Source organism: Streptomyces eurythermus (genome assembly GCF_014649115.1).
GTDB lineage: Bacteria > Actinomycetota > Actinomycetes > Streptomycetales > Streptomycetaceae > Streptomyces > Streptomyces eurythermus.
Genome location: NZ_BMSK01000017.1, coordinates 204,380 through 225,176, shown reverse-complemented (window position 1 = coordinate 225,176; position 20,797 = coordinate 204,380). Strand labels below are relative to the sequence as shown.

The window sequence follows — 20,797 nt, the reverse complement described above, 5'->3', positions numbered from 1 at the left end:
GAAGCACGGTAACGTGTGGAGGTGACCGGTACTAATAGGCCGAGGGCTTGTCCTCAGTTGCTCGCGTCCACTGTGTTGGTTCTGAAACCACGAACAGCCCCGCTGTCATGGCGGTCTGGTTGATTGTTTCATAGTGTTTCGGTGGTCATAGCGTGAGGGAAACGCCCGGTTACATTCCGAACCCGGAAGCTAAGCCTCACAGCGCCGATGGTACTGCAGGGGGGACCCTGTGGGAGAGTAGGACGCCGCCGAACAATTTTTGAGAAAGGTCGGATCCTGAACTTCGGTTCAGGGTCCGGCCTTTTTTTGCTGTGCGTAACGTGTCGTTCACGTTCCGAGCGCAGCATCCCCGGCATGGGAACCGCAGCGCTGCTCAGGGCCGCCGGAGTCGGAGTCGGTGACGAGGTCGTCGTACCGGCCTTCGGGAACGTCGAGGTCGCCGAGGCCGTGGTCCTGGCGGGCGCGCTCCCGGTGTTCGCCGACATAGACCCGGCGACCTACTGCCTCGCCCCGGGCGCGGTCGAGGCGGCCGTAACTCCCCGCACCGCGGCCGTCGTTGTCGTGCACCGCTTCGGACGGCGGGCCGACGTCGGGCGGTTGCGCGAACTCGGGCAGCGGCACGGGCTGCTGGTGCTGGAGCGGGGCGAGTCCGAGGCGCCGTACGACGAGATAGCCCGGCGCCGGCAGCGGGCTGCCTATCTCGACGCCAAACTCAAGGGCGTACGCACGCCGGACGGCGGGGACGGGCACACCTATCAGCAGTACGTCGTGCGGGTACCGGGCAACGGCCGGCCGGACCGGGACGCGTTCGCGCGGGCCCTGCGGGTCAGGGGAGTGGAGTGCAGGGTGCCGGTGAAGACGCCCGTGCACCGGCTGCCGGCCTTCCGCCGGTGCGTGTCGCTGCCGGAGACCGAGCGGGCCGCCGACGAGACGCTCGCGCTGCCCGTGGACGCCGCGCTCACCAAACGCGACATGCAGCGGACGGCCGCCGCCTGCAACGCCCTTGGCGGCCTGCTTCAGCCCGCCTTCTGAAGCGGTCCCGAACGAATTTGGGAACCAAGGCCTGTTCGGGGTACAGTTTCTTTGTCGCCGCGAGGGAAACCTCGAAAACGACAGGCCCCTATAGCTCAGTCGGCAGAGCGTCTCCATGGTAAGGAGAAGGTCAACGGTTCGATTCCGTTTGGGGGCTCAGCCAAAAAGGCCCCACCCTTCCGGGTGGGGCCTTTTTCGTGCTTCCTCACGCCTCCTGGTGAATGCCCGGCACGCGCATCGCCAGAATCGCCATGTCGTCGGACGGGGCGTCCGAGGCGAACCGCTCGACCGCGCGCATGATGCGCGCCGCGACCGCACCCGCCGTCAGACCCGTGCACGTGGTGAGGACATCGGCGAGGCCGTCGTCGCCCAGCATGCGCGAGCCCTCACGGCGTTCGGTGACCCCGTCCGTGACGCAGAGCAGCACGTCCCCCGGGTCGAGGGTGACCGTCTCCTCGTACAGCTCCAGGTCCTCGATGACGCCCAGCAGCGGCTGCGGTTCGGCCGCGGCCGTCACCGTGCCGTCCTGACGCAGGCGCAGCGGCAGCGGATGGCCGGCGCAGACCACCTTCAGCTCGGCGCTGCCGTCCGCCCGCGTCCGCAACTCGCCGTAGAGAAGCGTCAGGAAGCGGCTGCGGTCCCCCTCGTCGAGGATCGCGGAGTTCAGGCGCTGCAACACCGCCGGGCCGGACAGGCCCTCGCGGGCCAGCAGGCGCAGGGCATGCCGGGCCAGGCCGGTGACCGCCGCCGCGTTGGGGCCCGTACCGCAGACGTCGCCGATGGCGAAGCCGTACGCGCCGTTGCCGATCGGGAAGACGTCGTAGAAGTCGCCGCCGACCTCGTTGCCCTCGCCCGCCGCGCGGTAGATGACCTCGACCTCGACGCCGTCGATCTGCGGCAGGCCCGGCGGGAGCAGGCTGCGCTGGAGGGACTGGCTGATGGCCGTGCGCTCCGAGTACAGGCGGGCGTTGTCCAGGGCGAGTGCGGCCCGGCGGCTCAGATCCTCGGCGAGCTCCAGGATCTCCTGGCGGAAGTGCTCGTCGGTGGGCTTGCCGAGGGTCAGCATGCCGATGACGCGGTTGCGGGCCACCAGCGGCAGGACCACCGTCTCCCCGCCGACCGCGGACGCCGTCGCCAGCGTCGGGCCGATACCGGAGGCGACCCGGTGCGTGGGCCCGCCCGCCAGGCCCAGGCTCCGCATGGAGCTGCGCAGGGCCGCCTGGTGGGCGACCTCGCCCGGGGCCGTCCAGACCCGGGCGCCGGGGGTCGGCACCGGGTCCGGCGGCGGGACCTTCGACAGCAACGACTTGATGCCGTCGATGAGTTCCTCGTCCTCGTGCAGGACGTAGGACAGATACGGTTCGGACGCCTGGTCGGCGATCGTGTACACCGCACACCAGGTGGCCAGGGTCGGGACGGTCATCTGGGCCATCAGGGCCAGCGTCTGGTCCCGGTCCAGGGTGCCGGCCAGCAGGTCGGAAGCCTCCACCAGGAAGCTCAGCGAGCCCCGGCGCAGCCGTTCCAGCTCGCCGAGGCGGGCCGACTCCACGGCCAGGGCGATCCGGTCGGCGGCGAACTGCAGGCGCAGCGCCTCCTCGTTGGTGTACCGGCCGGGCGCCTCGGCGGCGACGCCCAGGGAGCCGGTGAGGCGGCCCTCGACCTTCAGCGGGACGGTGACGACCGAGCGCATGCCGGTGCCGGCGAGCAGCGGTACGGCCCCGGGGACGGCGGCCAGGTCGTCGTGGACGGCGGGCATGCGGGCGGAGCCGTAGCGGCCGGGGCCCGCCTCGACCGGCACGCGCGCGAAGCGCTGGCGGGCGGAGGGCAGTCCGGTGGAGGCGCGGACCTCCAGCTCCGTCTCGTCGTCGGTGGCCAGCAGCAGGAACGCGGAGTCGCCGTCGAGCATGTCACGGGCGCGTTCCACGGTGCGCTGGAGCAGTCCGTCGAGATCGTCCGGGGCGGGGGAGCCGATGAACACCTCGAAGGGGTCGGTGCTCTGCCCGTCGGAGGAGGGGGTCTGGTCGCCGGCCGGGACGCGGGACGGCGACTGCAGGACGGCGCGTTCGTGGTCGCGGACCAGCAGGCACACGGTCGACGGTTCGCCGCCGGTGTCACGGACCCGCAGATGGGAGGCGTACACCTGGGCCACGCGGCCGTCGGCGCGGCGGATGCCGTAGGTGCCCTCCCAGCGGGAGAGCTGGAGCGCCTCGGCGATGCCGGTGCCGGTGCCCGGGGTGTGCGGCCAGGCCGCCAGGTCGGTGAGGGGTTTGCCGATGACGTCGGAGGCCGGGTAGCCGAACAGCTCCTCGGCGTCCTCGTTCCAGGCGCTGATGCCGCCCTTGCGGTCGATCTGGAGGACGGCGACGCGGACCCGGCCGTCGGCCAGCGGCAGCAGGTCGGCGGGCAGGGCGGGCCCGGCGGCGCGGGTGCCGACCGGGCGCTCGGGCAGGTCGAGCTGGAACCAGACGTTCTTGTGGGTGGGGGTGTAGTCGACGCCCCAGCGGGTGGCCAGGGCTGCGCAGAGCTGGAGGCCCCGGCCGCCCTCGCGGTCCGGGCTGCCCATGGAGACGGCGGAGCTCTGGAGGGGGACCTCGCGCTCCGGGTAGCGGTCGGAGACCTCGATGCGCGCTCCGTCCTCGGTGCGCAGGCACAGCACGTCCGCGTGCGTGCCGGCGTGGACGACGGCGTTGGTGACCAGCTCGCTGGTCAGGACGACCGCGTCGTCCACGATGTCGGCGAATCCCCAGCCCTGGAGGGTGTCGCGGACGAAGGACCGGGCGGTCGCGACGGAGCGCCCGACGGGTTCGAAACTGGCGGCCGCACGCGCGGTGATCACAGAACTCCTCGGCCGGTTGTCGGCATGCAGGGCTGTCTCGCCGGGCGGCTCGCGCCGCTGCTGCGGCATCGGCTCGCCCGTCGGCTGTGGCTCCGGGGTCTGTTCCCCGGGGATCAGTCCGGTGGTCATGATGTCCGGCCGCCCCTCCGATGCCCGCTCGTACTCGTGCCACCGCCCAGGCCGGTCGGACCGGTGCGGCTGGACAGCCGCATGCAAGGTTACTTACCTTCGCGGTCCGAGCGGATGCCGGTCTTCGGTGTTTACGCCCCCAGGGTGTGCGGACGATGTGCGAAGCTGCCGAACTGTTATGGCCGGGTTCGGCCGGGGTGAAACACTGGGCAAGCTTCTGATGAAGGTCGTTCCGGGCCGCGTGTGCCGGGCGCACGGCGGGCAGCAGCCCCTGGTGTGGCCGGATCCCGTCCGGCGGACATAAGCGGAAGCAACCGGTACGCGGACGCGATCGGTATGCCGGTGACCGGCACGCCGGGCCGAAGCGGCCGAGCACAGCAGTAACGGTCTACCCCTCCGGGAGGGACACAGTGGAGTCTGGCGCGGCGACGCGAGGCACGAAGACGCGCGCGAAAGACGGACCGTCCCTGGGCAGGAGCGGCGGCACCACGACGGTGGACACGGCCGCCCTGAACCGGCTGCTGGCGGCCCTCGTGGCGATGCGGGACGGGAACTTCCGCAAGCGGCTGACGGTCTCCGGGGACGGCGTGATGTCGGAGATCGCGGCCGTCTTCAACGAGGTGGCCGACCGGAATCTGCACCTCACCGGTGAGCTGTCCCGGGTGCGGCGCATGGTGGGGCGTGAGGGAAAACTCACGGAACGGCTGGAGACGGGCGCCTGCGAGGGCTCCTGGGCCACCGCCATCGAGCACTCCAACGCGCTGGTGGACGACCTGGTCTGGCCGGTCTCGGAGGTCAGCCGGGTGCTGACGGCGGTCGCCGAGGGGGACCTGTCGCCGCGCATGGAGCTGCGGACGCAGGCGCCGGACGGCGGTACGGGGCATCCGCTGCGCGGGGAGTTCCTGAAGGTCGGCCGGACCGTCAACAACCTGGTGGACCAGCTGTCGACGTTCACGGACGAGGTCACGCGCGTGGCCAGCGAGGTCGGCACCGAGGGCAAGCTCGGCGGGCAGGCCCGGGTGCGCGGGATGTCGGGTTCGTGGAAGGACCTCACCGAGTCCGTCAACACGATGGCGGACCGGCTGACCGCCCAGGTGCGGGACATCGCCCTGGTGACCACGGCGGTGGCCAAGGGTGATCTGTCCCGCAAGGTGACCGTGCATGTCGCGGGCGAGATGCTGGAGCTGAAGAACACCGTCAACACGATGGTGGACCAGCTTTCGGCCTTCTCCTCCGAAGTCACGCGGGTGGCCCGGGAGGTGGGCACCGAGGGCATCCTGGGCGGCCGGGCGCAGGTGCCCGGGGTGGCCGGCGTGTGGAAGGAGCTGACCGACTCCGTCAACACGATGGCGGGCAACCTGACCGCGCAGGTGCGGGGGATCTCGCAGGTGACGACGGCCGTCGCCAGCGGTGATCTGTCGCAGAAGGTGACGGTTCCGGCGCGGGGCGAGGTGGCGCGGCTCGCCGAGACGATCAACCAGATGACCGAGACGCTGCGGATCTTCGCGGACGAGGTCACCCGGGTGGCGAACGAGGTCGGCGCGGAGGGGCGGCTCGGCGGTCAGGCGAACGTGCCGGGCGCGGCCGGTACGTGGAAGGACCTGACGGACTCCGTCAACACGGTGTTCCGGAACCTGACGACGCAGGTGCGGGACATCGCGACGGTGACGACGGCGGTGGCCAACGGTGATCTGTCGCAGAAGGTCACCGTGGACGTGGCCGGCGAGATGCTGGAGCTGAAGAACACCGTCAACGGCATGGTGGACCAGCTGTCGGCGTTCGGTGCCGAGGTGACGCGGGTCGCGCGGGAGGTCGGTGTCGAGGGTGAGCTGGGCGGCCAGGCGCAGGTGCCGGGCGCGGCGGGTACGTGGAAGGACCTGACGGACTCCGTCAACACCGCGTTCCGCAACCTGACCGGTCAGGTGCGCAACATCGCCCAGGTGACGACGGCGGTGGCGAACGGTGATCTGTCGCAGAAGGTCACCGTGGACGTCTCGGGTGAGATGCTCCAGCTGAAGAACACCGTGAACACCATGGTGGACCAGCTGTCGAGCTTCGCCGACCAGGTCACGCGGATGGCCCGGGACGTGGGTACGGAGGGCCGGCTGGGCGGTCAGGCCCGGGTGGACGGCGTCTCGGGTACGTGGAAGGAGTTGACGGACTCCGTCAACTTCATGGCCGGCAACCTGACGTCGCAGGTGCGGCAGATCGCCCAGGTGACGACGGCGGTGGCGCGCGGTGATCTGTCGCAGAAGATCGACGTGGACGCGCGCGGCGAGATCCTCGAGCTGAAGAACACGATCAACACGATGGTGGACCAGCTGTCCGCCTTCGCCGACCAGGTGACCCGCGTCGCGCGGGACGTGGGTACCGAGGGGCGGCTCGGCGGTCAGGCGCAGGTGCCCGGTGTCGCCGGTGTGTGGCGGGACCTGACCGACTCCGTGAACGGCATGGCGGGCAACCTGACGGCCCAGGTGCGCAACATCGCGCAGGTCGCCACCGCCGTGGCGCGCGGTGACCTCTCCCAGAAGATCACCGTGGACGCGCGCGGGGAGATCCTGGAGCTGAAGAACACGCTGAACACGATGGTGGACCAGCTGTCGTCGTTCGCCGACCAGGTCACCCGGGTGGCCCGTGAGGTGGGTACGGAGGGCATCCTCGGCGGGCAGGCCGAGGTGCAGGGGGTCTCCGGCACCTGGAAGGACCTCACGCAGTCCGTGAACTTCATGGCGAACAACCTGACGATCCAGGTGCGCAACATCGCCGAGGTCACGACGGCGGTCGCGAAGGGTGATCTGTCGAAGAAGATCACTGTTGACGCGAAGGGCGAGATCCTCGAGCTCGTCACGACGGTCAACACCATGGTTGATCAACTCTCGAGCTTCGCCGAGCAGGTGACCCGGGTGGCCCGCGAGGTGGGCACCGAGGGCATCCTGGGCGGCCAGGCGCACGTGCCGGGGGTCACGGGCATCTGGAAGGACCTCAGCAACAACGTCAACCTGATGGCCAACAACCTGACCATGCAGGTGCGCAACATCTCGCAGGTGGCCGCGGCCGTCGCCAACGGCGATCTGACGCGGCAGGTGACGATCGAGGCGCGCGGCGAGGTGGCGCAGCTCGCCGACACCATCAACACGATGGTCAAGACGCTGAGTTCGTTCGCCGACCAGGTCACCAAGGTGGCCCGTGAGGTGGGCACGGACGGCATCCTCGGCGGTCAGGCGCATGTCCCGGGCGTGGCCGGCACCTGGAAGGACCTCACCGAGTCGGTGAACCAGATGGCGTCCAACCTGACCGGTCAGGTGCGCAACATCGCCATGGTCACCACGGCCATCGCCAAGGGTGACTTGACGAAGAAGATCGACATTGACGCCCGGGGCGAGATCCTCGAGCTGAAGACGACGATCAACACGATGGTCGACCAGCTGTCCAGTTTCGCCGAGGAGGTCACGCGCGTGGCCCGCGAGGTGGGCACGGAGGGACAGCTGGGCGGCCAGGCACGCGTGCGTGACGTGGACGGCACCTGGCGCGACCTGACCGAGTCCGTGAACGAGATGGCCGAGAACCTGACCCGGCAGGTGCGGGCCATCGCGCGCGTGGCGACCGCGGTGACCCGGGGCGACCTGAACCTGAAGATCGACGTGGACGCGGCCGGCGAGATCCAGGAGTTGCAGGACTACATCAACAAGATGATCGCCAACCTGCGCGACACCACGATCGCCAACAAGGAGCAGGACTGGCTCAAGGGCAACCTGGCCCGTATCTCCTCCCTCATGCAGGGCCGCCGGGACCTGGAGGACGTGGCCTCGCTGATCATGAGCGAGCTGACGCCGGTGGTGTCCGCGCAGCACGGCGCGTTCTTCCTGGCGATGCCGCTGATGGAGGGCAAGGGCGTCGGCAACGGCGAGGACGACTACGAGCTGCGGATGCTGGGCTCGTACGGCTACTCGATGGGCTCCATGCCGACGTCGTTCCGGCCCGGTGAGGCGCTGATCGGCACGGCCGCCCAGGAGAAGCGCACGATCCTGGTGGACAAGGCGCCCAGCGGCTATCTGAAGATCTCCTCCGGGCTCGGCGAGGCCCCGCCCGCGCAGGTGATCGTGTTGCCGGTGCTGTTCGAGGGCAAGGTGCTCGGCGTGATCGAGCTGGCGTCCTTCACGCCGTTCACGCAGATCCAGAGGGACTTCCTCAACCAGATCGCCGAGATGATCGCGACCAGCGTCAACACCATCTCGGTCAACACCAAGACCGAGAAGCTGCTCAAGCAGTCGCAGGAGCTGACCGAGCAGCTGCGGGAGCGGTCGGCCGAGCTGGAGAACCGGCAGAAGGCGCTGCAGGCCTCCAACGCCGAACTGGAGGAGAAGGCCGAGCTGCTGGCCCGGCAGAACCGGGACATCGAGGTGAAGAACACCGAGATCGAGGAGGCCCGGCAGGTCCTGGAGGAGCGCGCCGAGCAGCTCGCGGTGTCGATGCGCTACAAGAGCGAGTTCCTCGCCAACATGTCGCACGAGCTGCGCACCCCGCTCAACTCGCTGCTGATCCTGGCGAAGCTGCTCGCGGACAACGCCGAGGGCAATCTCTCGCCCAAGCAGGTGGAGTTCGCCGAGACCATCCACGGCGCGGGTTCCGACCTGCTCCAGCTGATCAACGACATCCTGGACCTGTCGAAGGTCGAGGCGGGCAAGATGGACGTCTCCCCGACCCGGATCGCGCTCGTCCAGCTCGTGGACTACGTGGAGGCCACCTTCCGGCCGCTGACCGCGGAGAAGGGCCTGGACCTGTCCGTACGGGTCTCCCCGGAGCTGCCGGCGACCCTGCACACCGACGAGCAGCGGTTGTTGCAGGTGTTGCGCAACCTGCTGTCCAACGCGGTGAAGTTCACCGACTCCGGTTCGGTGGAGCTGGTGATCCGGCCGGCCGGCGCGGATGTGCCGGACTCCATCCGGGAGCAGTTGCTGGAGGCCGGTTCGCTGGCCGATCCGGGCGGCGAGCTGATCGCGTTCTCGGTGACAGACACCGGTATCGGCATCGCGGCCAGCAAGATGCGGGTGATCTTCGAGGCGTTCAAGCAGGCGGACGGCACCACCAGCCGCAAGTACGGCGGCACCGGCCTCGGGCTGTCGATCTCGCGGGAGATCGCGCAGTTGCTCGGCGGTGAGATCCACGCGCAGAGCGAGCCCGGGCGCGGCTCGACGTTCACGCTGTACCTGCCGCTGCACATGAGCGAACTGCCCCCGCAGGGCTACCAGCAGTCCGCGCCCGCGCTGGAGGCCGGCGACCTGGTGGCCTCCGAGGCGCACCTGTCCTCGGAGCTGTCCGCGGTGGAGATCGAGACGCCGGCCGAGGTGAAGTCGTACCAGGAGACGCAGAACGGCCCCGCCGCGCTCTTCCGGCGCCGGCGGCGCTCCTTGTCCGAGGAGACGCGGCGGGCCGAGCAGTGGACGGCCGTTCCGGAGCAGGAGCAGCCCGCGCCGCCCACGGTGCGGTTCGGCGGCGAGAAGGTGCTGATCGTCGACGACGACATCCGCAACGTGTTCGCGCTCACCAGCGTCCTGGAGCAGCACGGGCTGTCGGTGCTGTACGCCGAGAACGGCCGGGAGGGCATCGAGGTCCTGGAGCAGCACGACGATGTGGCGGTGGTGCTGATGGACATCATGATGCCCGAGATGGACGGGTACGCGACGACCACGGCGATCCGGCGGATGCCGCAGTTCGCGGGTCTGCCGATCATCGCGCTCACCGCGAAGGCGATGAAGGGCGACCGGGAGAAGGCGATTCAGTCGGGCGCCTCCGACTACGTCACCAAGCCCGTCGACCCCGATCATCTGCTGTCGGTGATGAACCAGTGGATGCGGCCGGAGTGAGGCGGGCGGTGCGGCCCGGCGGGGCGCGCCCGGAAGGGCGGGGGATCCCGCGGGGCGTGCGGGGAGTTGCTGCATGATGGGGGCCGGGGACACGCGGGAATCCCGGATTCCGGGAACCATTCGGGATCCCGCCGCGTTTCCGGTACGTGCACAGTGACATCGCGGTGACAGGGTGTGGCGACAGGCGGGGTGCGGCTACGATGACCGGCACAAGGACGGGCGGCGAAAGGGAGTCGTCCCCTGGGGCGGCGCCCGGTGTACCGCCGGGGCGAGGAGGGCGGGCCATGGTGCAGAAGGCCAAGATCCTCCTGGTCGATGACCGGCCGGAGAATCTGCTGGCGCTGGAGGCGATCCTCTCGGCGCTCGATCAGACACTGGTGCGGGCATCGTCCGGGGAGGAAGCGCTCAAGGCACTGCTCACGGACGATTTCGCGGTCATCCTGCTGGATGTCCAGATGCCGGGCATGGACGGTTTCGAGACGGCCGCGCACATCAAGCGGCGGGAGCGGACGCGAGACATCCCGATCATCTTCCTCACGGCCATCAACCACGGCCCGCACCACACCTTCCGGGGCTACGCGGCGGGCGCGGTGGACTACATCTCCAAGCCGTTCGACCCGTGGGTGCTGCGCGCGAAGGTCTCGGTCTTCGTCGAGCTGTACATGAAGAACTGCCAGCTGCGGGAGCAGGCGGCGCTGCTGCGGCTGCAGTTGGAGGGCGGCGGCAAGGGCGGGGTGGCCGGCAAGGAGTCGGCCGGGCTGCTCGCCGAGCTGTCCGCGCGGCTCGCGGCCGTCGAGGAGCAGGCGGAGGCGCTGTCCAAACAGCTGGACGACGACTCCGCGGACGCGGCGGCGGTGGCGACGGCGGCCCATCTGGAGCGCAAACTCACCGGGTTGCGCCGTGCCCTGGACGCGCTGGAGCCGGGCACGGGCGGCAGCGGTGCCTCGGTGCCGTCGCAGAACTGACCGAGGCCGTTCCGCGGATGCGGATGAGTGTGCGTCAATTTCGCTCCCCGGCAGGCACGACACGAACGGGTGAAGCTGTGGGCACACGTGTCCGCCGTCGTCTCCCCCGGTAACCTCACACCCATGGCCTCACGTCCCTCCGCAGCCAAGAAGCAGCCCGCCAAGAAGGCCGCTGCTCCCGCGAAGGCTCCGGCGAAGAAGGCCGCCGCGAAGAAGGTCCCGGCCAAGAAGGCGCCCGCCAAGAAGGCCGTGGCGAAGAAGTCCCCGCCGCCGAAGCCGGTGCCCAGCCCCACCGGGGGCATCTACCGGGTGGTGCGCGCCCTCTGGCTGGGCCTCGCGCACGCCGTTGGCGCCGTCTTCCGGGGCATAGGGCAGGGCGCGAAGAACCTCGACCCGGCCCATCGCAAGGACGGCGTCGCGCTGCTGCTGCTCGGCATCGCGCTGATCGTCGCGGCGGGCACCTGGGCGGACCTGCGCGGGCCCGTCGGCGACCTGGTGGAGATCCTGGTCACCGGCGCCTTCGGCCGGCTCGACCTGCTGGTGCCGATACTGCTCGCGGTGATCGCCGTACGGTTCATCCGGCACCCGGAGAAGCCGGAGGCCAACGGACGGATCGTGATCGGCCTGTCCGCGCTCGTCGTCGGCGTGCTCGGCCAGGTCCACGTCGCCTGCGGCTCGCCCGCGCGCAGCGCCGGCATGCAGGGCATAAGGGACGCCGGCGGCCTCATCGGCTGGGCGGCGGCCACCCCGCTGACGTACGCCATGACCGAGGTGCTCGCCGTACCCCTGCTGGTGCTGCTGACGATCTTCGGGCTGCTGGTGGTGACCGCGACCCCGGTCAACGCCATCCCGCAGCGGTTGCGGCGGCTCGGCGTGGTGCTGGGCGTGCTGCACGACCACGAGGCGGACCGGTTCGCCGCCGCCGAGGAGGAGGCCTACGAGGAGCAGTGGCGGGAGGCGGCGCCCGCGCGCCCGCGCAGGCGCTCCGGCGCGCCCCGGGCGTACGACCCCGAGGGCGCGGAGGCCGCCGCCCTGGCGCAGCGCCGCGGGCGCCCCAGGCGTTCCGCCGTGCCCCAGCCGGATCCGCAGCGGCACCCGGACGCCGTGGACGTCGCCGCGGCGGCCGCCGCCGCGCTGGACGGCGCCGTGCTGCACGGCATGCCGCCCTCCCCGCTGGTCGCCGACCTCACCCAGGGGGTGAGCGCGGGCGAGCGCGAGGACACCACCCCGGTGGCCGCCCCCGCCTCCGTACCCGCGCCGGCGCCGGTGCCCGCCGCCCGCCCGAAGCGGGAGAAGCCCGAGCCCGCGGCCGTACCCGACCTCACCAAGGCCGTACCCGACCTGACCAAGAAGGCTCCCGAGGCCCCCCGTGACCTGCCCGCGCGCGCGGAGCAGCTCCAGCTGTCCGGGGACATCACCTACGCGCTGCCCTCCCTGGACCTGCTACGGCGGGGCGGCCCCGGCAAGGCGCGCAGCGCCGCCAACGACGCGGTCGTCGCCTCGCTCACCCAGGTCTTCACCGAGTTCAAGGTCGACGCGGCCGTCACCGGCTTCACCCGCGGCCCGACGGTCACCCGCTACGAGGTGGAGCTGGGCCCCGCCGTGAAGGTCGAGCGGATCACCGCGCTGACCAAGAACATCGCCTACGCGGTGGCCAGCCCGGACGTGCGGATCATCAGCCCCATCCCCGGCAAGTCCGCGGTGGGCATCGAGATCCCCAACACCGACCGGGAGATGGTCAACCTCGGCGACGTGCTGCGCCTCGCGGAGTCCGCCGAGGACGACGACCCGATGCTGGTCGCCTTCGGCAAGGACGTCGAGGGCGGGTACGTCATGCACTCGCTGGCGAAGATGCCGCACATGCTGGTCGCCGGCGCCACCGGCTCCGGCAAGTCGTCCTGCATCAACTGCCTGATCACCTCGGTGATGATGCGGGCGACCCCGGAGGACGTCCGGATGATCCTGGTCGACCCCAAGCGCGTGGAGCTGACCGCCTACGAGGGCATCCCGCACCTGATCACGCCGATCATCACCAACCCCAAGCGGGCCGCCGAGGCGCTGCAGTGGGTGGTCCGCGAGATGGACCTCAGGTATGACGACCTGGCCGCCTACGGCTACCGGCACATCGACGACTTCAACCGCGCGGTGCGCGAGGGAAAGGTCGAGCCGCCGCCGGGCAGCGAGCGCGAGCTCCAGCCGTACCCGTACCTGCTGGTGATCGTGGACGAGCTGGCCGACCTGATGATGGTCGCCCCGCGTGACGTCGAGGACGCCATCGTGCGCATCACGCAGCTCGCGCGCGCGGCCGGCATCCACCTGGTGCTCGCCACCCAGCGCCCGTCGGTCGACGTGGTCACCGGTCTGATCAAGGCCAACGTGCCCTCCCGGCTGGCGTTCGCCACCTCCTCGCTGGCCGACTCGCGGGTCATCCTCGACCAGCCGGGCGCCGAGAAGCTGATCGGCAAGGGCGACGGCCTGTTCCTGCCGATGGGCGCGAACAAGCCGACCCGTATGCAGGGCGCGTTCGTGACCGAGGAGGAGGTCGCGGACGTCGTCCGGCACTGCAAGGAGCAGATGGCGCCCGTCTTCCGGGACGACGTCACCGTGGGCTCCAAGCAGAAGAAGGAGATCGACGAGGACATCGGCGACGACCTCGACCTGCTGTGCCAGGCCGCCGAGCTGGTCGTCTCCACCCAGTTCGGGTCGACGTCCATGCTCCAGCGCAAGCTGCGCGTCGGCTTCGCCAAGGCGGGGCGGCTGATGGACCTCATGGAGTCCCGCAACATCGTCGGACCGAGCGAGGGCTCCAAGGCGCGGGACGTCCTGGTGAAGCCGGACGAGCTGGACGGTGTGCTCGCGATGATCCGCGGGGAGACCGAGGGGTGACGCGAAGGTCCGTTCGGTCCAGCCCGGTTGCGCCGGGTGGCCGAGCGGCCGTGACCCACCCGTTAGGGGGCATGGGGCAACCGTTTGGGTTTGTCGTACGTCCAGTTGAGCGAAAGGTCAGGTAAGGGCCTCGCCCAGGGGTACCTGCTTGTCCGACCATCGGCATGTCGTGCCAATCCGTTGGCGTACAAAGTCATACCGTCCGGTTGCCCCACCCTTTCGTCACCCCCCTAGACTGAGCTTCCAGCACAGGTGGCTACACGCTCGAAAGGCGCCCCCGTGTCCCTCGGCAACTCCCCTGAAGACGAGCGTCCGTTCCGAGACGAGTCCCAGGAAGCCCGACCTTCCGTGGGCCGCGCCCTGAAGCAGGCGCGGATCGCGGCCGGGCTGACCGTGGACGACGTCAGCACCGCCACTCGGGTCCGTATCGCCATCGTGCGCGCCATCGAGGCGGACGACTTCGCCCCCTGCGGCGGCGACGTGTACGCCCGTGGGCACATCCGCACGCTGGCCAGGGCGGTCCACCTCGACCCCGAGCCGCTGATCGCCCGGTACGACGCCGAGCACGGCGGCCGTCCCGCGCCCACCCCCGCCGCGCCGCTGTTCGAGGCGGAGCGGATCCGGCCCGAGCGGCGCGGCCCGAACTGGACGGCGGCGATGGTCGCCGCCATCGTCGTCGTGATCGGGTTCGTCGGGTTCACCGCGTTCAAGGGCGGCTCCTCCTCCGGCGACTCCAAGTCCCAGGTCGCCGAGGGCAGCCCGTCCAGCGCCGGTACGAGCGCCTCCGTCCCGCCGAAGAAGGACAAGCCGGCCCAGCCGACCGGCGAGCCCTCCGACAGCGCCATCGCCGCCGCCCCCCAGGACAAGGTGACCGTCCAGGTCAGCGCGCCCAACGGACGCAGCTGGATCTCCGCCAAGGACCACAACGGCCGGATGCTTTTCGACGGGCTGCTGAAGAAGGGCCAGTCGAAGACCTTCCAGGACAACTCCAAGATCAACCTCATCCTCGGCGACGCGGGCGCGATCGAGCTGTACGTCAACGGCAAGAAGATCGAGGACACCTTCCGGCCCGGCGCGGTGGAGCGCCTGACCTACACCAAGGGCGACCCCGTGGCGGGCTGACGGGCCGCCGCCCTGCGGGATGTGACGGAGTCGGCCGGGCCCGGCCAACCCCGTCGACGAGGGCTGTCGGTGAGACAAAGTAGTCTTGAGCACATGCCTGAACGCCGTACCGTCGCACTCGTCACTCTCGGCTGCGCTCGTAACGAGGTGGATTCCGAGGAGCTCGCAGGCCGTTTGGAGGCGGACGGCTGGCAGCTCGTGGACGACGCCGCGGACGCCGACGTCGCCGTGGTCAACACCTGTGGCTTCGTGGAGGCCGCGAAGAAGGACTCCGTCGACGCCCTGCTGGAGGCCAACGATCTCAAGGGCCACGGGAGAACCCAGGCCGTCGTGGCGGTGGGCTGTATGGCCGAGCGGTACGGCAAGGAGCTGGCCGAGGCGCTGCCCGAGGCCGACGGCGTGCTCGGCTTCGACGACTACACGGACATCTCCGACCGCCTGCAGACCATCCTGTCCGGCGGCATCCACGCCTCCCACACCCCGCGCGACCGGCGCAAGCTGCTGCCGATCAGCCCGGCCGAGCGACAGGAATCGGCCGCGTCCGTCGCGCTGCCCGGCCACGCCCCGGCCGACCTGCCGGAGGGCGTCGCCCCCGCCTCCGGGCCCCGCGCGCCGCTGCGCCGCCGCCTGGACGGCTCCCCGGTCGCCTCGGTCAAGGTCGCCTCGGGCTGCGACCGGCGCTGCTCCTTCTGCGCCATCCCGTCCTTCCGCGGCTCCTTCATCTCCCGCCGCCCCAGCGACGTCCTGAACGAGACCCGCTGGCTGGCCGAGCAGGGCGTGAAGGAGATCATGCTGGTCTCCGAGAACAACACCTCCTACGGCAAGGACCTGGGCGACATCCGCCTGCTGGAGTCCCTGCTGCCGGAGCTGGCCGCGGTGGACGGTATCGAGCGGGTCCGGGTGAGCTACCTCCAGCCGGCCGAGATGCGCCCCGGCCTGATCGACGTCCTGACCTCGACGCCCAAGGTCGCCCCGTACTTCGACCTGTCCTTCCAGCACTCCGCGCCGAACGTGCTGCGTGCCATGCGCCGCTTCGGTGACACCGACCGGTTCCTGGAACTGCTGGACACCATCCGGAGCAAGGCGCCCGAGGCCGGCGTGCGCTCCAACTTCATCGTCGGCTTCCCCGGCGAGACGGAGTCGGACCTGGCCGAACTGGAGCGCTTCCTGAACGGCGCCCGGCTGGACGCCATCGGCGTGTTCGGCTACTCCGACGAGGAGGGCACGGAAGCGGCGACGTACGACACCAAGCTGGATGAGGACGTCGTCGCCGAGCGCCTGGCCCACATCTCCCGGCTGGCCGAGGAGCTGGTCTCGCAGCGCGCCGAGGAGCGCGTCGGCGAGACCGTGCGGGTCCTGGTGGAGTCGGTGGACGAGGAGGAGGGCGTCTACGGCCGTGCCGCGCACCAGGCGCCGGAGACCGACGGCCAGGTGCTGCTCACGAGCGGCGAGGGCCTGAGCGTCGGACGTATGGTCGAGGCGAAGGTGGTCGGTACGGAAGGTGTCGACCTGGTGGCCGAGCCGCTGGCCGGCTCGCTCGCGTGTAGTGAGGAGGCGGGCAGATGACCGGAGTCCCGGCATCCGCCGCGGGCGGCTCCTCCGGCGCGCACCGCGCCCGGGGCACCGCCGCCGCTGCCGACGGCGCCCGGTCCGAGGTCTCCGGTTCTGCTTCAGGTCCCGCCGACGAGGGCGGCAGGGCCGCCCGTGGCGGCAAGATCACGGCTGCGGCCGTCAACCAGGCCAGTGTCTGGAACGTCGCCAATCTGCTGACCATGCTGCGGCTGCTGCTGGTGCCCGGCTTCGTGGCGCTGATGCTCGCGGACGGCGGCTACGACCCGGCCTGGCGCTCGCTGGCCTGGGCCGCCTTCGCCATCGCCATGATCACCGACCTGTTCGACGGGCATCTGGCGCGGACGTACAACCTGGTCACCGACTTCGGGAAGATCGCCGACCCCATCGCCGACAAGGCGATCATGGGGGCGGCGCTCATCTGTCTGTCGGCCCTGGGCGACCTGCCCTGGTGGGTGACGGCCGTCATCCTCGGCCGGGAACTCGGCATCACCCTGCTGCGTTTTCTGGTCATTCGCTATGGCGTGATCCCCGCCAGCCGCGGCGGCAAGCTGAAGACCCTCACCCAGGGCGTGGCCGTGGGCATGTACGTCCTCGCGCTGACGGGATGGCTGGCCACCCTGCGGTACTGGGTGATGGCCGCGGCGGTCGTCCTCACGGTCCTGACGGGCCTCGACTACGTAAGACAAGCCATTGTGCTGCGCCGGCGGGGAATCGCCGAGCGCGCGGCGGCGTTGGAGGAGAAGGACGCGTGAGCTCCCAGGCCACCGAACTGGTGCGACTACTGACCGTGAGGGGCGAGACCCTTGCCGTCGCCGAGTCGCTGACCGGTGGCCTGGTGGCGGCGGAGATCACCGGGGTACCCGGGGCGTCCCGGGTGTTCCGGGGCTCGGTCACCGCCTACGCCACCGAGCTCAAGCACGGACTGCTCGGCGTCGACGGCTCCCTGCTGGCCCAGCGAGGTGCGGTGGATCCGCAGGTCGCGGGGCAGATGGCGGCCGGAGTCCGGGCGCTTCTCGGTGCCGACTGGGGCATCGCGACCACCGGAGTGGCGGGCCCCGATCCGCAGGACGGCAAGCCTGTCGGGACGGTCTTCGTGGCCGTGTACGGACCTCTCACCGGCCGGTCCGGTTCTGCCGGTGGCGGAAAAGTCCGGGCGCTGCGGTTGAACGGCGGCCGTGCGGAAATTCGTATGGAGAGTGTACGGAGCGTACTCGCAGTGCTCCTGGAGCAGCTTGCGGGCGAACAGACTGGGAATGAGCGGGCACAGGATACGGAACGGAACGGGGGGTTTTGATGTTTGCAGCCCTGAGTGAACACGACATCGCTCCCCGCACGGCCGCGGCGCGAGGCGGTACGGTGGGGCGAGAAGGATGCGGCTACGCGGTCCGAGGAGGGAGCCACCGATGATTCTGCTCCGTCGCCTGCTGGGTGACGTGCTGCGTCGGCAGCGCCAACGCCAGGGCCGTACTCTGCGCGAAGTCTCCTCGTCCGCCCGAGTCTCACTCGGCTATCTCTCCGAGGTGGAGCGGGGGCAGAAGGAGGCTTCCTCCGAGCTGCTCGCCGCCATCTGCGACGCGCTGGACGTACGGATGTCGGAACTCATGCGGGAAGTGAGCGACGAGCTGGCGCTCGCCGAACTGGCCCAGTCCGCCCGCGCCACCGAGCCTGTGCCCACGCCGGTCCGGCCGATGCTGGGATCCGTGTCGGTGACCGGTGTGCCACCGGAACGGGTGACCATCAAGGCGCCCGCGGACGTGGTCGCGGCCTGAGGTCCGCGCGCGCGGCCTGACAACCCCTGAACGAACGAGGCCCCGGCCGGGCCGTTCCGGATCCCTCCGGACAGCCCGGCCGGGGCCTCTTGTCTGCCCATGGTGGCTTTTCTCCCGGTAGATCCCGTTTGCCGGGGTTGGGTCGTGCGGTCATCGTGGGAGGGACGTGACGGCGCCCGAGCACCGGAGGAAGCGGATGTACGTCGTGAAGAGCCCGTTGGCCGACGCGGACCTGAAGGTCGTGTCCGAGGCGCTCCAGGGCGCCCTGATGGACCTGGTGGACCTCGCGCTGACCAGTAAGCAGATCCACTGGAACATCGTCGGCCCCAGGTTCCGCTCCATCCACCTCCAGCTGGACGAGGTCGTCGCCTCCGCCCGCGCCCACTCCGACACGGTCGCCGAGCGGGCGTCGGCGCTGGGCGTACCGCCCGACGGCCGCGCCGCCACGGTGGCCTCCGGCAGCGGCATCAAGACGGCTCCGGCCGGCTGGATCAAGGACACGGACGCGGTCTCGGCCATGGTGGACGCGCTGGGCTCGGTGATCACCCGGATGCGGGAACGGGTGACCGCGACCGAGGCGCCCGACCCGGTCTCCCAGGACCTCCTCATCGCGATCACCGCGGACCTGGAGAAGCACCACTGGATGTTCCAGGCGGAGAACGCGTAGCGGGGGCGGCCCGGGCATCGCGCGGTTCCCCGGTGCCGAGTGGTCCGGTGGTGCATCGGTGAGCCCGTGGTGCGCCTCCCGCGCGGGGCGGGCGACGGTCTAGCGTCCGGCTGGAGGTGATGGCGGGCATGGCAGGACGCATAGTGCGGTGGGGGGTCGCGCTCGGGCTCGGGGCCCTGTGGTGGTGGGCCGTGCTGCGGCTGGCCGCGGGGGAGGGCTCGGGCGTGCTGGAAGCGGCCGTCGCGGCCGGCGGCTGGGGGCTGAGCCTGCTGCCCGTGCACTGCGTGCCCAAGGCGCGCGCGACCGGGGCCGTGCCGGCGGGACGCTGGCAGGCCGCCTGGCGGGCCGGGGACGTCACCAGGGCATCGTCACACCCCCGTTCGGGCGGAGTGTCCGACCCGTCGTGAATGCCGAAGCGTCCGAGGCCAGGTACAGCACCGCGTGCGCCACGTCGTCGGGCTCGCCGACCCGGCCCAGCGGTGTCATGCGGGTCATCACGGCCTCGCTGTGCGCCTGGGCCGCACGGGCCGGGCGGGCGGTCATGGGGGTGCGGATTCGGCCCGGGGCGACCGCGTCGACCCGGACGCCGTGCGGGCCCAGCCCGGTGGCCGGCGTCCTGGTCGGCTGGACCACGGCCGCCTTGGCCGCGCCGTAGCGGAGCAGCCCGGCGCCGCCGGTGTCGACCGCGCCGGAGGCCATGGTGACGATGCTGCCTCGGGTGCCGTGGGCGAACATCAGCCGCGCCGCCTCCTGGAAGGCGTACAGCACGCCCTTGAAATCGACGTTCAGCACCCGGTCCGGAGACGACGTGGAGCCGGCCGTGCCGTCGTGGTCCTCGATCGGCGCGGCGGTGCCGCCCAGGCCGTCCGCGTTCCGGTCCACGCGGTGCACTCTCGCGCCCGCCTCGGCGCGCAGCACGGCACAGGCCCGGCCGATGCCGCTGCCGGCTCCGGTGACGAAGGCGGTGCGTCCGGTGAGGTCGTACGCGCTCGGGGCCGTGACGGGGTCGGTACGAGCAGTTCTGGCGGGTCGTCAATTGTTCGGGCCGCTCAGGGTGTGCGGCTCAGGGGGTGCGAGGGCGGCGGGGGTACTTCTCCCGCCAGCGCTGCGGGGAGCCGGGTGCCGGGGCGGGACCCGGCTGGCAGGTGGGGCACCAGTAGGTGGGGCGTTCCTGGGAACCGTCGCCCTGGTCGGCCACCCGGACGGAGGTGTGACAGCGCAGGCAGGGCCGGGGCGCGCGGCCGTAGACGAACAGGTCGTGCCGGTGCACGCCGGTGGTCTGCCGGACCGGGCGGTCGCGGTTCGCCTCCAGCAGCCGCTTGGCCAGGACGGGCAGCTTCTCGGCGCGGTCGTCGGGGAGCGCGCCGACGGGCAGCCACGGGGTCACGCCGAGCAGGAAGCACAGCTCGCTCTTGTAGATGTTGCCGATCCCGGCCAGATTGCGCTGGTCCAGCAGGGCCTCGCCGAGCGGCCGGGCGGGGTCCGCCAGGAGGTTGGCCAGGGCGCGCTCGGGGTCCCAGTCCGGGCCGAGCAGGTCGGGGCCGAGGTGGCCGACGACCCGCTCCTCGTCGGCCGTGCGCAGCAGCTCCAGGACCTGGAGGCGGTAGCCGACGGCCGCGCGGTCGGCGGTGGACAGGACGGCGCGGATCTGGTGGGCCGGCCCGCCCCGCCAGCGCTCGCCCGGGTCGTACACCTTCCACGTGCCCTCCATCCGCAGATGGGTGTGCAGGGTCAGGCCGTCCTCGAAGCGGGTCAGCAGGTGCTTGCCGCGCGGGATGGTGTTCAGCACCGCGCGGCCGGCCAGGTCGACCGTCGCGTACTTGGGCACACGGAAGTCGCTGCGGGTCAGCACCTGGCCCGCGAGGGCCTCGTGCAGCCGCCGCGCGGCCTGCCAGACCGTGTCACCTTCGGGCATGCCTCAAGCCTGCCACGTGGTGTCAGGGCGTGCGGGTGCC

General features: G+C 70.9%; 13 protein-coding genes, 1 tRNA gene, 1 rRNA gene and 1 pseudogene. 13 read left to right on the top strand and 3 right to left on the bottom strand.

Going from position 1 to position 20,797, the window contains the following annotated elements; genetic code table 11:
- Positions 1-137: 137 nt before the first annotated feature.
- The 3 genes from rrf to IE251_RS29990 all read left to right on the top strand — a co-directional run bounded on the left by rrf (position 138) and on the right by IE251_RS29990 (position 1,189).
- Positions 138-254: ribosomal RNA gene (gene rrf / locus IE251_RS30000) — 5S ribosomal RNA — on the top strand.
- Between the two features lie 115 nt (positions 255-369).
- Positions 370-1,032, top strand: a complete 663-nt coding sequence (locus IE251_RS29995) for a DegT/DnrJ/EryC1/StrS family aminotransferase (protein ID WP_189756136.1) — start codon at positions 370-372, stop codon at positions 1,030-1,032.
- Positions 1,033-1,116: 84 nt separating this feature from the next.
- Positions 1,117-1,189 (top strand) — tRNA-Thr (locus IE251_RS29990).
- A gap of 48 nt (positions 1,190-1,237) precedes the next feature.
- Here IE251_RS29990 and IE251_RS29985 read toward each other — a convergent pair.
- Positions 1,238-3,997: a SpoIIE family protein phosphatase gene (locus IE251_RS29985; protein ID WP_189756124.1), complete on the bottom strand. Its 2,760-nt coding sequence runs from the start codon at positions 3,995-3,997 to the stop codon at positions 1,238-1,240.
- Positions 3,998-4,407: 410 nt separating this feature from the next.
- On the opposite strand from IE251_RS29985, the gene IE251_RS29980 reads away from it, so the two are divergent.
- The 10 genes from IE251_RS29980 to IE251_RS29935 all read left to right on the top strand — a co-directional run bounded on the left by IE251_RS29980 (position 4,408) and on the right by IE251_RS29935 (position 19,249).
- Positions 4,408-9,861, top strand: a complete 5,454-nt coding sequence (locus tag IE251_RS29980) for a HAMP domain-containing protein (RefSeq protein WP_189756123.1) — start codon at positions 4,408-4,410, stop codon at positions 9,859-9,861.
- 284 nt (positions 9,862-10,145) lie between these two features.
- Positions 10,146-10,826: a response regulator gene (locus IE251_RS29975; protein WP_030785604.1), complete on the top strand. Its 681-nt coding sequence runs from the start codon at positions 10,146-10,148 to the stop codon at positions 10,824-10,826.
- A gap of 123 nt (positions 10,827-10,949) precedes the next feature.
- Complete coding sequence (locus tag IE251_RS29970; protein ID WP_189756122.1) at positions 10,950-13,712, top strand: DNA translocase FtsK; 2,763 nt, start codon at positions 10,950-10,952, stop codon at positions 13,710-13,712.
- Positions 13,713-13,991: 279 nt separating this feature from the next.
- Positions 13,992-14,834, top strand: a complete 843-nt coding sequence (locus IE251_RS29965; protein WP_189756121.1) for a helix-turn-helix domain-containing protein — start codon at positions 13,992-13,994, stop codon at positions 14,832-14,834.
- Between the two features lie 93 nt (positions 14,835-14,927).
- On the top strand, positions 14,928-16,400 hold the full coding sequence (gene rimO / locus IE251_RS29960) for a 30S ribosomal protein S12 methylthiotransferase RimO (protein WP_189756120.1): 1,473 nt from the start codon (positions 14,928-14,930) through the stop codon (positions 16,398-16,400).
- Entirely contained in the window at positions 16,397-17,158 is a 762-nt protein-coding gene (gene pgsA / locus IE251_RS29955; RefSeq protein ID WP_189756119.1) for a CDP-diacylglycerol--glycerol-3-phosphate 3-phosphatidyltransferase, read from the top strand. The genes rimO and pgsA overlap by 4 nt, the downstream gene beginning before the upstream one ends.
- A complete protein-coding gene (locus IE251_RS29950) occupies positions 17,155-17,700 on the top strand; it encodes a CinA family protein (protein WP_189756118.1) in 546 nt (181 codons plus the stop codon). Before pgsA ends, IE251_RS29950 begins: the two co-directional genes overlap by 4 nt.
- 109 nt (positions 17,701-17,809) lie before the next feature.
- A complete protein-coding gene (locus IE251_RS29945; protein ID WP_030608842.1) occupies positions 17,810-18,175 on the top strand; it encodes a helix-turn-helix domain-containing protein in 366 nt (121 codons plus the stop codon).
- 196 nt (positions 18,176-18,371) lie between these two features.
- Positions 18,372-18,842, top strand: coding sequence for a Dps family protein (locus IE251_RS29940; RefSeq protein WP_189756117.1), 471 nt, complete (start codon positions 18,372-18,374; stop codon positions 18,840-18,842).
- Positions 18,843-18,970: 128 nt separating this feature from the next.
- The gene (locus tag IE251_RS29935; protein WP_189756116.1) at positions 18,971-19,249 is read left to right on the top strand and encodes a hypothetical protein; all 279 of its coding nucleotides are present in this window, start codon (positions 18,971-18,973) and stop codon (positions 19,247-19,249) included.
- Here IE251_RS29935 and IE251_RS29930 read toward each other — a convergent pair.
- Both IE251_RS29930 and IE251_RS29925 read right to left on the bottom strand, forming a co-directional pair.
- A pseudogene (locus tag IE251_RS29930) lies at positions 19,197-19,841 on the bottom strand (SDR family NAD(P)-dependent oxidoreductase); the annotation flags it as partial. The gene IE251_RS29935 and the pseudogene IE251_RS29930 sit on opposite strands and share 53 nt — an antisense overlap.
- Positions 19,842-19,905: 64 nt before the next feature.
- Positions 19,906-20,757 carry an Fpg/Nei family DNA glycosylase gene (locus tag IE251_RS29925; RefSeq protein WP_189756115.1) on the bottom strand — a complete coding sequence of 284 codons (852 nt, stop codon included), beginning with the start codon at positions 20,755-20,757 and terminating at the stop codon, positions 19,906-19,908.
- Positions 20,758-20,797: the final 40 nt, after the last annotated feature.

What these genes read in the sequence shown, in the direction of transcription:
- IE251_RS29985 (WP_189756124.1), bottom strand. Translation starts at nt 3,997, where the DNA reads ATGACCACCGGACTGATCCCCGGGGAACAGACCCCGGAGCCACAGCCG.
- IE251_RS29975 (WP_030785604.1), top strand. Translation starts at nt 10,146, where the DNA reads ATGGTGCAGAAGGCCAAGATCCTCCTGGTCGATGACCGGCCGGAGAAT.
- IE251_RS29970 (WP_189756122.1), top strand. Translation starts at nt 10,950, where the DNA reads ATGGCCTCACGTCCCTCCGCAGCCAAGAAGCAGCCCGCCAAGAAGGCC.
- rimO (WP_189756120.1), top strand. Translation starts at nt 14,928, where the DNA reads ATGCCTGAACGCCGTACCGTCGCACTCGTCACTCTCGGCTGCGCTCGT.
- pgsA (WP_189756119.1), top strand. Translation starts at nt 16,397, where the DNA reads ATGACCGGAGTCCCGGCATCCGCCGCGGGCGGCTCCTCCGGCGCGCAC.
- IE251_RS29945 (WP_030608842.1), top strand. Translation starts at nt 17,810, where the DNA reads ATGATTCTGCTCCGTCGCCTGCTGGGTGACGTGCTGCGTCGGCAGCGC.
- IE251_RS29940 (WP_189756117.1), top strand. Translation starts at nt 18,372, where the DNA reads ATGTACGTCGTGAAGAGCCCGTTGGCCGACGCGGACCTGAAGGTCGTG.
- IE251_RS29935 (WP_189756116.1), top strand. Translation starts at nt 18,971, where the DNA reads ATGGCAGGACGCATAGTGCGGTGGGGGGTCGCGCTCGGGCTCGGGGCC.
- IE251_RS29925 (WP_189756115.1), bottom strand. Translation starts at nt 20,757, where the DNA reads ATGCCCGAAGGTGACACGGTCTGGCAGGCCGCGCGGCGGCTGCACGAG.